The organism is uncultured Martelella sp., assembly GCF_963677965.2.
In the GTDB taxonomy this organism is placed as follows: domain Bacteria; phylum Pseudomonadota; class Alphaproteobacteria; order Rhizobiales; family Rhizobiaceae; genus Martelella; species Martelella mangrovi.
In genome coordinates this window covers 2,943,114-2,957,939 of the sequence record NZ_CAXXFM010000001.1, presented here as the reverse complement: position 1 = coordinate 2,957,939, position 14,826 = coordinate 2,943,114, and the positions used below count along the sequence as shown (strand labels likewise).

15 protein-coding genes are annotated in these 14,826 nt (G+C 59.0%); 5 read left to right on the top strand and 10 right to left on the bottom strand.

Features of this window, described 5'->3' with window-relative positions; translation table 11 throughout:
• Positions 1-60: 60 nt before the first annotated feature.
• The 3 genes from leuB to ACHZCU_RS13795 form a co-directional block, all read right to left on the bottom strand.
• Positions 61-1,176, bottom strand: coding sequence for a 3-isopropylmalate dehydrogenase (gene leuB, locus ACHZCU_RS13805; protein WP_319519239.1), 1,116 nt, complete (start codon positions 1,174-1,176; stop codon positions 61-63).
• A 177-nt stretch (positions 1,177-1,353) separates the two neighbouring features.
• Positions 1,354-2,343, bottom strand: coding sequence for a polysaccharide deacetylase family protein (locus ACHZCU_RS13800; protein WP_319519238.1), 990 nt, complete (start codon positions 2,341-2,343; stop codon positions 1,354-1,356).
• A gap of 166 nt (positions 2,344-2,509) precedes the next feature.
• The gene (locus ACHZCU_RS13795) at positions 2,510-3,778 is read right to left on the bottom strand and encodes a glycerate kinase (RefSeq protein WP_319519237.1); all 1,269 of its coding nucleotides are present in this window, start codon (positions 3,776-3,778) and stop codon (positions 2,510-2,512) included.
• Positions 3,779-4,004: 226 nt separating this feature from the next.
• Between ACHZCU_RS13795 and ACHZCU_RS13790 the strand changes: the two genes are divergently transcribed.
• Positions 4,005-5,342, top strand: coding sequence for a glycosyltransferase (locus ACHZCU_RS13790; RefSeq protein WP_106303494.1), 1,338 nt, complete (start codon positions 4,005-4,007; stop codon positions 5,340-5,342).
• A gap of 2 nt (positions 5,343-5,344) precedes the next feature.
• Entirely contained in the window at positions 5,345-6,085 is a 741-nt protein-coding gene (locus ACHZCU_RS13785) for an HAD-IIB family hydrolase (RefSeq protein ID WP_319519236.1), read from the top strand.
• Positions 6,086-6,150: 65 nt separating this feature from the next.
• Here ACHZCU_RS13785 and ACHZCU_RS13780 read toward each other — a convergent pair whose 3' ends face one another.
• The 3 genes from ACHZCU_RS13780 to ACHZCU_RS13770 form a co-directional block, all read right to left on the bottom strand.
• Positions 6,151-6,405 (bottom strand): hypothetical protein, encoded by a 255-nt coding sequence (locus tag ACHZCU_RS13780; protein ID WP_319519235.1) that lies wholly within the window; start codon positions 6,403-6,405, stop codon positions 6,151-6,153.
• Between the two features lie 396 nt (positions 6,406-6,801).
• Positions 6,802-7,407: a 3-isopropylmalate dehydratase small subunit gene (gene leuD, locus ACHZCU_RS13775; protein ID WP_319519234.1), complete on the bottom strand. Its 606-nt coding sequence runs from the start codon at positions 7,405-7,407 to the stop codon at positions 6,802-6,804.
• 151 nt (positions 7,408-7,558) lie between these two features.
• A complete protein-coding gene (locus ACHZCU_RS13770) occupies positions 7,559-7,801 on the bottom strand; it encodes a hypothetical protein (protein ID WP_106303505.1) in 243 nt (80 codons plus the stop codon).
• A 155-nt stretch (positions 7,802-7,956) separates the two neighbouring features.
• On the opposite strand from ACHZCU_RS13770, the gene ACHZCU_RS13765 reads away from it, so the two are divergent.
• Together ACHZCU_RS13765 and ACHZCU_RS13760 are read left to right on the top strand one after the other, a co-directional pair.
• Positions 7,957-8,850: a CoA ester lyase gene (locus ACHZCU_RS13765; protein WP_319519233.1), complete on the top strand. Its 894-nt coding sequence runs from the start codon at positions 7,957-7,959 to the stop codon at positions 8,848-8,850.
• Positions 8,850-9,056, top strand: coding sequence for a DUF1737 domain-containing protein (locus ACHZCU_RS13760; RefSeq protein ID WP_106303511.1), 207 nt, complete (start codon positions 8,850-8,852; stop codon positions 9,054-9,056). Before ACHZCU_RS13765 ends, ACHZCU_RS13760 begins: the two co-directional genes overlap by 1 nt.
• 13 nt (positions 9,057-9,069) lie before the next feature.
• Here ACHZCU_RS13760 and ACHZCU_RS13755 read toward each other — a convergent pair whose 3' ends face one another.
• The 4 genes from ACHZCU_RS13755 to rpsO form a co-directional block, all read right to left on the bottom strand.
• Entirely contained in the window at positions 9,070-9,477 is a 408-nt protein-coding gene (locus tag ACHZCU_RS13755) for a VOC family protein (protein WP_106303514.1), read from the bottom strand.
• Positions 9,474-10,478, bottom strand: a complete 1,005-nt coding sequence (locus tag ACHZCU_RS13750; RefSeq protein ID WP_319519232.1) for a class I SAM-dependent methyltransferase — start codon at positions 10,476-10,478, stop codon at positions 9,474-9,476. Before ACHZCU_RS13750 ends, ACHZCU_RS13755 begins: the two co-directional genes overlap by 4 nt.
• Positions 10,479-10,631: 153 nt before the next feature.
• Entirely contained in the window at positions 10,632-12,743 is a 2,112-nt protein-coding gene (gene pnp, locus ACHZCU_RS13745; protein WP_106304244.1) for a polyribonucleotide nucleotidyltransferase, read from the bottom strand.
• Positions 12,744-13,030: 287 nt separating this feature from the next.
• The gene (gene rpsO / locus ACHZCU_RS13740; RefSeq protein WP_106303520.1) at positions 13,031-13,300 is read right to left on the bottom strand and encodes a 30S ribosomal protein S15; all 270 of its coding nucleotides are present in this window, start codon (positions 13,298-13,300) and stop codon (positions 13,031-13,033) included.
• 268 nt (positions 13,301-13,568) lie between these two features.
• On the opposite strand from rpsO, the gene ACHZCU_RS13735 reads away from it, so the two are divergent.
• Positions 13,569-14,732, top strand: a complete 1,164-nt coding sequence (locus tag ACHZCU_RS13735; RefSeq protein WP_319519231.1) for an ATP-binding protein — start codon at positions 13,569-13,571, stop codon at positions 14,730-14,732.
• The last annotated feature ends 94 nt before the right edge of the window (positions 14,733-14,826 follow it).

Sequence of the window (14,826 nt, the reverse complement as noted above, 5' to 3'; positions counted from 1 at the left end):
TCATCCGCACCAATTTAGAGGATCGGCGCCGGTTTGGAAGGACCGGCGCCAAAGGATTGTTCAGGCAGCCAGCTTGCTGGCAAAGGCATCAACCACGGCATCGCCCATGGCCGCGGTTCCGACCTTGCGGCAACCTTCGGCCATGATGTCTCCGGTGCGAAGCCCGTCTTCCAGCACCTGTGCGATCGCGGCATCCAGCGCTTCAGCTTCCTTGATCATGTTGAAGGAGTAGCGCAGGCACATGGCAAACGAGGCGATCATTGCCAGCGGATTGGCAATCCCCTGGCCGGCGATATCCGGTGCGGAGCCGTGTACGGGTTCATACATCGCCTTGCGCTTGCCGGTCGCCGGATCTTCCGCGCCGAGCGAGGCCGACGGCAGCATGCCGAGCGAGCCTGTCAGCATGGCGGCAACGTCGGAGAGGAGATCGCCGAAGAGATTGTCGGTGACGATCACGTCAAACTGCTTGGGCGCGCGCACCAGCTGCATGCCACCGGCGTCAGCCAGCATGTGCGAGAGCGTGACATCCTTGTATTTTTCATCGTGAACGCGATTGACGACCTGGTTCCAGAACAGGCCCGACTTCATCACATTGCGCTTGTCCATCGAGCAGACGCGATTATCGCGGGTGCGTGCCAGTTCGAAGGCGACGGCTGCGATACGCTCGATTTCGTAGGTATCGTAGACCTGCGTATCGATGGCGCGCTGCTGGCCGTTTTCCAGATCGATGACTTCCTTCGGCTCGCCGAAATAGACGCCGCCGGTCAACTCACGCACGATCAGGATATCAAGGCCTTCAACCAGTTCCGGCTTCAGCGACGAAGAGGCCGCCAGCGCCGAATAGCAGATTGCCGGGCGCAGATTGGCGAAAAGCTGCATATCCTTGCGCAGGCGCAGCAGGCCGGCTTCCGGGCGCACATCGTAGGCAACGCTGTCCCATTTCGGACCGCCGACAGCGGCAAGGATAACGGCATCGGCAGCCATGGCGCGGGCCATATCGTCATCGGAAATCGCGACGCCATGGGCATCATAGGCAGAACCGCCGACAAGGCCCTTTTCGATCTCGAAACCGGCATCGGCCTTCGTGTTCATGAAGGCGATGACCTTTTCAAGTTCCGCGGTGATTTCCGGACCGATACCGTCGCCGGGCAGAAGAAAGAGTTTACGATGGCTCAAGGAAGCCTCCCATTTTGCTGAAACCCGCACGCTGCCCGCATGGGAGCGAAGCCCCCGGTCAGCGCATCAGTGGCGGGCCGATCATAATCGCATCCGCCGGATCGTCGCGGTTCTAGCCCCCTGGAAGCCCCTTTTCAAGCCGGATAACCGGGTTGCGGTACACCGCGGGACGCACTGTCAGCGCACAGACCGGGCATTGCGCGCAAGACGCGCCATCAGCGTCTCGGGTTTCGGCTCCGGCGGAACACCGTATTTCAGCTGAACAGCCTTGTAGCCTTCGGCTTCGAGCCGGTCGAGAAGCGGGCCGATTGCACGCGCCGTACGGCCCTGCAGATCATGCATCAGGACGATGCCGCCGCCGCGCTTGTCGAGCCCTGCCATGATCCGGTCTACCAGTTCCTGGGTTGTGGCCTTCTCGTAATCACGGGAATCGACATCGATCCCCACCGGGATCATGCCGCGCTCCTGCAGCGCTTCGTCGAGACTTTTGTTTTCGGCCAGATAGGGAAAACGGAAGAAGTGCGGCAAAATTCCCGTTGCCGTTTCGACCGCATCCCGCCCGCGGTCGATATTGGAAACCGCATTGGCGAATGACAGTGCCGGCAGATGGGGGTGCGAATAGGTGTGAGTGCCGATCGTCTGGCCTGAAAGAACGACCTGCTGCGCGATTTCGGGATGGTAATGCGCCATCTCCCCGACCATGAAGAACAGGCCCTTGACGCCATGCGCCTCCAGCGCCTGCAGAACCGCCGGCGTCTTGGCGGGTACGGGACCGTCATCGAAGGTCAGCACGACCTCCTTCGGCGCCAGCGTGATGTCGCGTGTCTCATCCAGATAGATGGTGCGGCCAGCCAGCGGATAGTAAGGCGACGCAGCATCAGCAACGAAATGAACCGGCTGCTGCGCGACCTCCGCATCCGCCCCCGGCACAATGCGCGAGTGGATCGACGCGATCTGCAGCGGCACCGGCAATGGCGCCGCATCGTTCTCGATGGAACCGGTCACAATGGCCTCGATCGCCTCCGGGGTGCCGCTGTCGGTTTCACCCGGTTTTTCAGTTTTCACAAGCGCCGTCTGCAGTGCGGTTGTATCACGATGTCCGGTGGATGCGCATGAGGCAAGCGCGAGAACGCCCAGGCCGAAAAGGCCGCTCAGCAAACGGTGCATTGGTAATCCAGTTCAGCCAAAGACTTATGAAGCAGGGCCGGCGGAAATCGCCGGCGCGTGTTTCATAAAAAAATGTGGCAATATGGTTACCAAAGAGTAAATCTGCACGTACATTTGAGCCTCAAAGTTGCAGTTTATATACCTGCAAGCGGCTCTTCAGTATGCCTCAAAGCACAAGGATCGCTCTGAAATCATTGACATTGGTCAGCGTCGGGCCGGTCACCACCCGGTCATCCAGCGCCTCGAAAAAACTGTGGCCGTCATTGTTTTCCAGCGAAGCCCGTGCGTCGATGCCAGCTTCCCTTGCCCGCGCAAGCGTGTCGGGGTCGATAACGGCGCCGGCAACCTCCTCGCGTCCATCGACGCCATCGGTATCGCCGGCCAGCGCATAGACATCGTCCAGACCATTCAGTTGCACGGCGAGAGACAACAGGAACTCGACATTGCGCCCGCCGCGTCCGTCGCCCTTAACGGTCACGCTGGTTTCGCCGCCCGAAAGCACCAGGGCCGGACGGACAACGGGAACATCATGATGGTGGATGGCCTCGGCAATCCCCGCATGCACAATGCCGACCTCGCTTGCCTCTCCTTCGATGGTATCGCCAAGCACCAGCACGTTCAGCCCGGCAGACCCGGCCTTTTCCGCTGCCGCCTGAAGCGACATCATCGGCGTTGCGATAATGTGGTTTTCGGCCCGCGCAAGACGCGGATCATCCGGCGCGACACAGGCGGCAAGCGGCGAATCGAGATGCTGGGCCACGTGATCCGGCAGCGCGATGCGATAACGCCTGATAATCGCTTTGGCATCTTCCGCCGTCGTCGTCTCGCCGACCGTCGGGCCCGAGGCGATGATTGCCGGGTCATCACCCGGAACATCGGAAATCAGCAGCGTGTGGCAGCGCGCCGGATGGATCGCAGCGGCCAGCCGCCCGCCCTTGACCGCGGAAAGATGTTTGCGCACGCAGTTGACCTCGTCGATCGAGGCGCCCGATTTGAGCAGCGCCTTGTTGATCGATATCTTGTCGTCAAGCGTCAGCCCCTCCGCCGGCAGCGACAGAAGCGCCGAACCACCACCGGAAATCAGCACGATCACGAGATCGTCTTCCGTCAGGTCGGACACGGTCTCGAGGATACATTTGGCGGCCCGTTCACCGGCTTCATCCGGCACAGGATGCGATGCGGAGAGAATTTCGATCTTGCTGCACGGCGCCTCATGGCCGTAACGGGTCACGACCACGCCTTCCAGCGGGCCGTCCCAACAGGCTTCCAGCGCCTCGGCCATGCGGGCAGATCCCTTGCCGGCGCCGACAACGACGGTGCGGCCTTTCGGCGGCTCGGGAAGATATGCTGAAACCTGCTCCATCGGATCGGCGGCCGCCACCGCGACATCGAACAGTGAGCGCAGAAAACCGGTCGGATCGTCATTATATTGCATGGTTTTTCCTGTAGGGCATAAGCTATGACTGGATCAAATCTTCCACATAAAACCATGCTTCTCAAGTTTCTTCGGAACCTTTACCCCGGTGATGCGTTGCAAAAAAGCGGGACGTGCGCCCGGCTGTTTCCGTTGCCTTGGATTTCACACCAGGCGGCTCTCATGCTAGCTATTGAAACCGACCGTTGCGCAATGTCACCCGACGTATTGCAAGGAAGGACCCATTATGGCTCACATGAACGAGTCCGATAAATTTCCCAGTATCGCTCTTGTTTCCACCCACGGTTATGTCGCCGCGGACCCGCCGCTTGGCGCAGCCGACACCGGTGGACAGGTTGTTTATATTCTAGAACTTTCAAAAAAACTCGCCCAGCTCGGCTTTTCCGTCGACATCTATACACGCCGTTTCGAGGACCAGCCGGAGATCGATGAGGTTGACGAACGCGTGCGCGTCGTGCGCATTCCCTGTGGCGGCAAGGAATTCATTCCCAAGGAATATCTGTACAAGCACCTTCTGGAATGGAGCGAAAACGCGCTGCGTTACATGCGCGAGCATGATCTGAGCTATAATTTCATCAATTCGCATTATTGGGATGCCGGCTATGCCGGTCTCAGGCTCGCCGAAGCGCTGTCCATTCCTCACCTCCACACCCCGCATTCGCTGGGCCTGTGGAAGAAGCGGACGATGGAAACGGACTATCCGGACAAGAAGGAGCAGTTCGAGAAGGACTTCAACTTCACCGAACGGATCAAGCACGAAAACAAGATCTACCGCGCCTGCGACAGTGTGATCGCGACAACGCCGATCCAGGTCGACATGCTTGTCGAAGACTACGGCATCCGCGAAGACCGTGTTTACATGATCCCGCCGGGCTATGACGACAACCGGTTCTACCCGATCTCGGCCGCCTCGCGAAACATGCTGCGCGAACAGTTCGGCTTCAAGGGCAAGACGGTTCTCGCACTTGGCAGGCTGGCCACCAACAAGGGATACGACCTTCTGATCGACGCCTTTTCGGTCATGGTCGAACGGGTGCCGGATGCCGAGCTTCATCTTGCCGTTGGCGGCGAGGATATGGACGAGCTGGAAACCCGGATCCTCAACGAGCTGAAGGACCAGGTCAAAACGCTGGAGCTGGAAGACAAGGTCCACTTCTCCGGCTATGTCTCCGACGAAGACCTGCCGGACATGTATCGCGCCGCCGACATGTTCGTGCTGTCGAGCCGCTACGAGCCATTCGGCATGACGGCAATCGAGGCGATGGCCTCCGGCACGCCGACGGTGGTGACGACCAATGGCGGTCTTTATCGCGCCATCAGCTTCGGCCGCCACGCCCTGTTTGCCGATTCGTTCGACAAATATGACCTCGGCATCATCATGATGAAACCGTTCAAGCACCAGCGGCTCTATAACCGTCTGGCCCGCATGGGCGCGCACAAGGCACGCAGTCTGTTCACCTGGACCGGTATTGCCCAGCAACTGATCTCGCTGGTCGAGGGCCGGCCCATGCGCCAGTCGCTTCAGGACAGTGACTGGGCAGAGCCCTGGAATGACGGCGACTGAGCATGACCATCAGGCTTTTTTCTTCCGATCTCGACGGCACGCTTGTCGGCGATAACGGTTCGACGGCCCGCTTCCGGCAGGCCTTCGAGGCCATGCCTAAGGGCGACCGTCCGATCCTGGTTTACAACAGCGGGCGGCTTGTCGATGATATCCGCACGCTGATCGGCAAGGTGGGCCTGCCGGAGCCCGATTTCCTGATCGGCGGCGTCGGCACCATGGTGCACGACCACAAGGCCGACAGGCCGGTGGACGGATTTCATGACTATCTGGGCGCCGATTTCGACACAGCAAAGGTGGGGCGGATCCTCGGCGAAATCCCGGATGTCAGCTATCAGCCCACTCGCTACCAGCACGATTTCAAATCAAGCTGGTACCTGCACAATGCGAAAGCCAGCAGACTTTCAGCGATAGAAGAAGCGCTTGTCGCCGACGGCCTTGCGGTGAAACTCGTCTATTCATCGGACCGTGACCTCGACATCCTGCCGCAGGCGGCAGACAAGGGCGCCTGCCTGTCCTGGCTTTGCGATAAGCTCGGCATTGCCCATGACGACGTTGTTGTGGCCGGCGATACCGGCAATGACGCCGCCATGTTCGAGGTTCCGGGCGTGCGCGGCATTATCCCGGCCAATGGCTTCGAGGAGCTCAGAAAGCTGGCTGATGGCAATGACCGGATTTACCAGGCCAGCGGCGAAATCGCCGACGGCGTGATCGAGGGACTGCGCCATTTCGGCGTGCCGATCTGAAAGACCGTGCCGGGCAATGGTTTCACTGCCCGGCATGATCGGCCCGTATCGTCTCATACCGAGAGTCAATCCCTGATGGACGAAGGGCAGTCGTCGAAACTGTCGACCTTGATCTCCTTGCGCGAACCGAAGCAGTCGTAGACGCAGATCTTGTCGAAACCGTCATCGTCTTCATCCTCGAATTCACAGGTCCAGGCCAGCCTGTCGCGCCCCCACTCGTCGATCGACGGTTGCGAAACCTGCGGCTCCGTCGGCCCGACGGGCGCAAACGACATGAGCGCGACAAGGACAACCGGAAATGCGAGTAAACGGTACTTCATCTTCCCCTCCATAAGCACATCATCACATGCAAACCTATTATGGATTGCATGATAATAAAATACTTATTTTAGGTTGCGGTTGATTTTTGTAGCAGCAGGAGAAGCGACCGGCGTGTAACCAAAAGACCGGTCACAGAGACCGGCAAGACTGCTGACAAAGCTCGCCCCGCTCTCTTCCGTCATACCGGCCTTAAGCCGGTATCCAGGGCCGCTTGCTGCGCGCTTTCAGAAAGAGTCTTTGCGCGCAAGAACTTGGCCCTTACTGGCTTCCGGCTCAAGGCCGGAATGACGGCGGGAAAGGAGGCAAAATCGTGACTGCTTGCGGGGGCATAACAAAAAAAGACCGGTCGCAGGGACCGGCCTTTTTTCGAAGTAAAACGCAATGTCTCTAATGGGTCAGGCCCAGGGACGCTCGGCGGCAAGCCGGGATTCATAGCTTGCGATGCTGTCACCCTTTTCCAGAGTCAGCGAAATATCATCAAGTCCGTTCAGCAGGCAGTGACGCCTGAAAGCGTCGATCGTGAACTTGACCGAACCGCCATCGGGACCTGAAATTTCCTGGTTTTCCAGATCGACGGTGACCACCGCATTGGATCCGCGCTCGGCATCATCCATCAATGCATCGAGTTCCGCCTGCGACACGGTGATCGGCAGAATGCCGTTCTTGAAGCAGTTGTTGTAGAAGATATCGGCAAAGCTTGTGGAGATAACGCAGCGGATACCGAAATCCGCCAGCGCCCACGGCGCATGCTCACGCGAGGAGCCGCAGCCGAAATTGTCGCCCGCAACGAGGATCTTGGCATTGCGGTAAGCCGGCTTGTTCAAGACAAAATCCGGGTTCTCCGTGCCATCCTGATTGTAACGCGCCTCGGCGAAAAGGCCTTTACCAAGCCCGGTGCGCTTGATGGTCTTGAGGTAATCCTTCGGAATGATCATGTCGGTATCGACATTGACCACCGGCAGCGGCGCGGCAACGCCCGTCAGCTTGACGAATTTTTCCATGCTTGATCCCTCAGCGCTGTTGAAGCTTAGAACAGGGCTTCGATCTAAAGCGCTTTCCCGACAATTTCAACGAAAAACTGTACTTTGGAGTACGCAGCCGCAACGGGCGGCCGGAAAGCCGGCAACCCGGATCAGAAGCGGTTTCACCCTTTTACAGGTCGATGATCTTGCCGCGGCCGTCATCCCAGACACGCATATCATCACCGCGTCTGCGACGCTCGCGGGTGCGCACCGGAACGGCAGCATGGCTCATCTTGAAGGCGATCATTCGCGCCACCGTGAGGACGGCAAGCACGGCGATCAGAGCAAGGCCAATGGAAGCAGCAAAGACAGTCACGAACGCCACAGCGGCCAAACCGACAATTGCCATGAGAACGGTGCGGATATTTTCCATCGTCAAATTCCTTTCACATTCGATAATCTGGCGTGTCGATCAGGCTTTCGCAAGAGGGCCAAAGCCATTTTGTCTCATTGATTGCCGCCACTTTTTTTGAAAAGCTTCAATTCGATGTGACTAAAAGGACGATGAGTCCGAATATTGTTAGGATTATGGCCGTGAAAGAGATCAAACTTTGGCGCTCCGCGCTGTCTGTGCCCGCCGTCAACCGCCGCGCACTCGAAAAATCGAAAACACTGGCCGCCGATGCCGTCATTTACGATCTCGAGGATTCCGTTGCGGAAGGTCGCAAGGCCGAGGCGCGCGAAAATCTGGAACAGCTTTTCACCCATAGCCGCCCCACCGGCATGACCACAGCCATCCGCATCAACCCGCTCGATACCGAGGCCGGCCAGGAAGACATGAAGACGGCGCTGGCCTGCCAGCCGGATGCAATCCTGCTGCCCAAGGTGGAAACACTTGCCAATGTGGCGGCCGCCAGCGCGATGCTGAACCGCAACGGCGCACCGTTGCGCGTTCGCCTCTGGGTCATGCTCGAAACGCCGGCGGGCATCGTCAATGCCGCCGCCATTGCCGGCGCCTATTCGCACGAAACCGCCGGCGGCAGGCTGGAAGCGCTGATCGTCGGCGTCAACGATTTGCGCTCGGCAACCGGTGTTGCACCCGCCTCCGGCCGCTCCTATCTGGTGCCCTGGCTGATGCAGGTGGTGCTTGCCGCCCGCGCCTATGACATTGCCGTGATCGACGGTGTCTATAATGATTTTGCCGACACCGCAGGGTTTGAGGCAGAGTGCACGGAAGCGCGCGCCATGGGCTTTGACGGCAAGATGCTGATCCACCCAGGCCAGATCGATCCGGCAAACGCGCTTTTCAGCCCGTCGGAAGCAGCCCTGGCGGAAGCCCGCGCCATTGTCGCGGCATTTGCGAAACCGGAGGCGGAAGGGCATAACGTTATTGACCTTGACGGCCGCATGGTGGAACGCCTGCATCTTGAACAGGCCGAAGCGCTCATCGCCAAGGCAAACCACGCGAATGAGGAACGCTGATGAAACTCTATCGTTTTCTGACCGGCCCGGACGATTCCAGCTTCTGCCATCGGGTGACCGATGCACTGAACAAGGGCTGGGAGCTGCACGGCTCGCCCCAGCTCACCTACGACCCGCTCCTCGGCAAGACCTATTGCGGCCAGGCCGTGATCAAGGAGGTCGAAGGCAAGGAATATGATCCGTCGATCAAGCTCGGCGAGCAGTAAAACTGAAACGGCTTCAATCCGCTTGTCCGAGCGGGCTGAACGGCCTCAACAGATAGCCGTCCGGGTCGCGCACCCATAGCTGGCGCTGCCCCTTTTCGCCCTCGAGCGTGCGGTACCAGCGCTCTTCCGGCGCTTTCAGGAGAGGCCATCCGGCGGCGGTCAAACGCGCGACAATGCCGTCGAAATCGTCGACCTCGAGCTGAAAGTTGATACCGCCGCCGCGCACCGGCGCTTCGTCGCCAATGGTGCGCCCCATGCCGACCGTGTCCAGCATCAGTTGTGCATCACCGAGTCGAAGGAAGGCAAATCCTTCTTCCGGCCGGTCATAGACCACCGAAAAACCGATGATGCCGACATAAAAATCAAGGCTTGCCGCAAGGCTCGTGATGCCGAGTTCCGGTATCAGAGCATTGAATTTCACTTCACGCCCCACAACAGCTTGAAGCGGGCGTTGCGATATTCCTCGCCGCTTTTCTTGCAGTTTTCGGCCAGCACATCCTCGTAAGGAAGGCCCCGGTTGGCAACCAGCAGCAACCTGCCGCCGGGCTTCAGGGCACCGGCCGCAGCCTTGACCAGCGTCTTGCCGAGCGACGGCTCAGCGGCCTTTCCGGTGTGGAAAGGCGGGTTCATGATAATCAGGTCATAGCGGTCCTTGACCGGCTCAAGGGCAAGGTCCTGCCAGAAAAACCGCATCTGGGGCGCGGCAGAGCGAAGATTGACCTTTGCCCGTTCAAGCGCCCGCCAGTCCGCCTCGTAGAGGTCGATGCCGACAGTTGACGGCGCGGTTTCCGCCAGCATGGCCGAAAGATAGCCCCAGCCTGCGCCGAAATCGGCCGCAAGTCCGGAAAAATCGGTCGGCAGCCGCTCGGCCAGGATACGCGACCCCTCATCCACCCGGTCATGCGAGAACAGCCCGGGCACCGTGGTAAAGCGGCCATCGATTTCGACGGTTGGATGGGTCATGGCCTCAACCGCGGCCTTCACGTCATCAGGCCGGGTAAACCACAGCGCAACGCCGTGATATTTCGGCATGGCTTCCAGATCGGCAAAAAGCTTGCCGAGACGCTTGCGCATCGACTGAACGCCGTCCTCCTTCGAGCCGGCAATCACGATGAAGCCGCCGGGCACGGTCTTTTGCAGGGCCTCGGCCACGCGGTTCTCGTTTTCGCCGCGATGCTTGGTCAGCAGGATCAGCGTCAGATCATAAGGCCCCTCGCCCGCTTCCGGCTCGACAGCAATGCCGGCCTTTTCGAGCGCGTTATAAAACGAGCGGAATGGCTGCGCAGCGGCAATGTCATCGGAAAAGCCATCCGGCAGTCTATACCCCGCTTCAGCACCGAGAAACAGAACACGGCCGGTCACGGGTTCTAACGTGCCGCTTTCAAAGGGGTGGAACAGCGTTTTCAGTGTTTCGCGGGACATGGAATTGCACCTGTTAAAAAGGCGCGAGCTTTATGCTCACGCCTGATAGTCTTGTTTCAAAAGCAATGCCTGAACGGTGGCTGCAAGCGGCAACACCGAAGCATGGCCCGGCGACGCCTGTTCGGCGGCGCCGGTCTTCGAAGTTCAGCCGGATCAGGCCAGTTCCTTGCCGGTTTCCTGATCGACAACCTTCATCGACAGCTTGACCTTGCCGCGCTCATCGAAGCCGATGAGCTTGACCCAGACCTTGTCGCCTTCCTTGACGACATCGGTGGTCTTGCCGACGCGCTCCTGCGCAAGCTGCGAGATGTGCACCAGACCGTCGCGGGGGCCGAAGAAGTTGACGAAGGCGCCGAAGTCGGCGGTCTTGACGACCGTGCCTTCGTAGATCGCGTTCAGTTCCGGCTCGTCGACGATGGAGTGGATCCACTTCTTGGCGGCCTCGATCTCCTTGCCCGAGGAAGACGCGATCTTGATCGTGCCGTCATCGTCAATGTTGATCTTGGCGCCGGTCTTTTCGACGATTTCGCGAATGATCTTGCCACCCGCACCGATAACGTCGCGGATCTTGTCGACGGCAATCGACATCATCTCGATGCGCGGTGCGTATTCGCCGAGCTGCTCGCGGCTTTCGGCAAGGGCCTTGGACATTTCACCCAGGATGTGAAGACGGCCGCCCTTGGCCTGGTTCAGCGCGATGTTCATGATCTCTTCGGTGATACCGGCGATCTTGATGTCCATCTGCAGCGAGGTCACGCCGGCTTCCGTGCCGGCAACCTTGAAGTCCATGTCGCCGAGGTGGTCTTCGTCACCGAGAATGTCGGAGAGAACGGCGAAGCGCTCGTCTTCCTTGATCAGGCCCATGGCGATACCGGCAACCGGCTTTGCCAGCGGAACACCGGCATCCATCAGCGCCAGCGAGGTGCCGCAGACGGTCGCCATCGAGGACGAACCGTTGGATTCGGTGATCTCGGAAACGACGCGCAGCGTGTAGGGGAACTGCTCGACTTCCGGCAGCATCGGGCGGATCGCGCGCCATGCAAGCTTGCCGTGGCCGATTTCGCGGCGGCCCGGGGAGCCCATGCGACCCGTTTCACCGACCGAATAGGGCGGGAAGTTGTAGTGCAGCAGGAAGCGTTCCTTGTACATGCCGGTCAGGGCGTCAACGAACTGCTCGTCTTCGCCGGTGCCAAGCGTGGCAACAACCATGGCCTGGGTTTCACCGCGGGTGAACAGCGCCGAACCATGGGTGCGCGGCAGAAGGCCGACTTCCGAAACGATCGGACGGACGGTCTCGAGATCACGGCCATCGATACGGCTCTTGGTGTCGAGAATGTTCCAGCGGACGATCTTGGCCTGCAGGTGCTTGAAGACAGCGCCGATTTCCTCGGCCGTGTACTTCGCTTCCTCGCCTTCGGCCGGTGCGTAACGCTCCTTGACCTTGGCCTTGGCAGCATCGACAGCGGCGTAACGGGCAGCCTTGTCGGTGATCTTGTAGGCGTCGCGCAGTTCGCCTTCGATGAAGGAGAGCATGTCGGCTTCGAGTTCGGACTGATCTTCCGGCTCGAATTCACGCGGTTCCTTGGCGGCGACTTCGGCGAGCTTGATGATCGCATCGATGACCGGCTGGAAACCCTTGTGGCCGAACATGACGGCGCCGAGCATGACGTCCTCGGGAAGTTCCTTGGCTTCCGATTCCACCATCAGCACGGCATCGCCGGTACCGGCGACAACGAGGTCGAGCGCGGTTTCGGGCATTTCGTCGATATGCGGGTTCAGCACATATTCGCCGTTGATGTAACCAACGCGCGCGCCGCCGATCGGGCCCATGAAGGGAACGCCGGAAAGCGTCAGCGCGGCAGACGTTGCGACCATGGCCAGAACGTCCGGGTTGTTTTCAAGGTCGTGCTGGAGAACGGTGATCACGACCTGCGTGTCGTTCTTGTAGCCTTCCGGGAACAGCGGGCGGATCGGACGGTCGATCAGGCGGGAAACCAGCGTTTCGTTTTCGCTCGGACGGCCTTCGCGCTTGAAATAGCCACCGGGGATCTTGCCGGCAGCATAGGTCTTTTCCTGATAGTTGACGGTCAGCGGGAAGAAGTCCTGACCGGGCTTCGGCTCCTTGGCGGAGACGACGGTGGCGAGAACCGCGGTTTCGCCATAGGTTGCGAGAACGGCGCCGTCAGCCTGACGGGCAATCTTGCCGGTCTCAAGCTTGAGCGTGCGTCCCGCCCACTCGATTTCCACTGTGTGGGTGTTGAACATGTCTTGTCCTTCAATCAATGCGCGCACGCCTTTCCTGATTGAAAGGTGCGCAACGCGATCCAACGTTTCGTTCGACACGTCACGGGCAAGACAGCGCGCCGCTTCCGGTATCGAAGCGGCCAGCAATCCTGCCCCATGACAGGTCCGTTAAGGCCAGGCGTAACCGGAATGCCATCATCCCGGCCTCGCGTTTCAGATTCCTTCGCCCGCCACGGCTTGGAACCGGCGCATCATCATGCGCGAAAACAAAAGCGGCGGACGCAAAACACGCCCGCCGGTCATGAGGCTTAGCGGCGAATGCCCAGACGACCGATAAGGGTCGTGTAACGGCTTTCGTCGATGCGCTTCAGGTAGTCGAGCAGCGAACGGCGGGTCGAAACCAGCGTCAGCAGACCACGGCGGGAATGGTTATCCTTCTTGTGGTCCTTGAAGTGCTCGGTCAGGTTGGTGATCCGTTCGGTGAGGATAGCAACCTGAACTTCCGGAGAACCGGTGTCGCCTTCCTTCGTTGCGAATTCCTTGATCAGTTCTGCCTTGCGTTCAGCAGTAATCGACATCGGGTCATCCTTTCGAAATGAGGGTGTTTTGGGTCGCCCGGGCCGGGATGTCGTCCAGCAAGGGCCGTTTAAGCGCATTTGTTCCAATGCTGGCCGCCATATAGGGCAAAAGCGCATGATTGTCGAGTGTCATGGCAAAGGCATCACGACCATGGCCATCACGTGAGAAGAAGTGAACCTGAATATGGTCTCTAGCAAAAACTAGCGAAATCTACCGTTTTTTGCTAGTTTTTGCTAGACATCAGTAGACAGTAACAGGTCAGAAGTCATGGACCCCTATAGAAATCCATTCGCACCGGGAGCGGGAAGCCGCCCTCCTGAACTTGCTGGACGGGACGACATTCTGTCGGAAGCGCGAATTGCATGCGGCCGCGCCGTAAGGAGCAGAAATGCACGTTCAATGATGCTCCTTGGGTTGAGGGGCACGGGCAAAACCGTCTTGCTGAGCGAGATAGCCAAGATTGCAGACAGCGAAGGTCTGATTGTGTCGAAAATCGAGGCTCCCGAAGGGGAAAACCTGCCTCGCTTGATCTATCCGGAGATGAAAAAAGTCCTGCGGTCGCTATCGGGAACAGAGGCCGCAAAACATATCGCCAACCGCGGTCTTCGGGGATTGCGCAATTTCGCCGCGATCTTCAAGATCGAAATAGCCGGTATCGAAGTCGGCGTCGAGCCAGAGCCAGGCCTTGCTGACAGCGGAGACCTGCAACACGACATACCGGCACTTTTCGAGATGATTGGCAAAGCTGCGCAAGCGGCGGGGCGCGGTTGGATACTGCTGATCGACGAAGTTCAGTATCTTTCTGAAAAGGACCTTTCTGCCCTCATCGTCGCAATTCACCGAATGTCACAGGATGGCCTGCCAGTCGTTATGATCGGCGCCGGCCTGCCGCAAGTCGCCCGCCTCGCCGGCGAGGCAAAATCATATGCGGAAAGGCTGTTTCAATACCCTGAAGTCGATGCACTTGATCCCGCGGCCGCAGCAATTGCCATTGAAAACCCGATCAAGGAAGAAGGCGCAAAGATTGCGCCGGGTGCCTTGGATACGATCGTGGCAAAAACACAAGGCTATCCTTTCTTCATTCAGGAATGGGCATCGGCCGCCTGGAACACCGCCGAAGGCCCTGAAATTTCAGTTGCAGATGTAGATATTTCATACGCAGCAACCATATCATCTCTCGACCAGGGCTTCTTCCGGGTGCGAATTGACAGGTTGACCAAGGCAGAGGTCCAGTTTGTGAAGGCCATGTCAGATCTGGGCGATGGCCCTTACGCTATGGCCGATATCGCAACCTCGATGGATCGGACACAGAAGTCTCTCGGTCCGACGCGGGCCAAGGTGATATCCAAGGGAATGATCTATAGCACAGATCACGGCTATCTTGACTTTACGGTCCCCCTGTTCGCCGATTTCATGCGTCGGCAAAGATAGGCGGAAACAGGTCGGTAAGGTGATGCCGGTTCGGCAAACCGGCACCAATCGTCCACTTTGAACGAAAATCAACGAAAAACACGGAGCGCCTTTA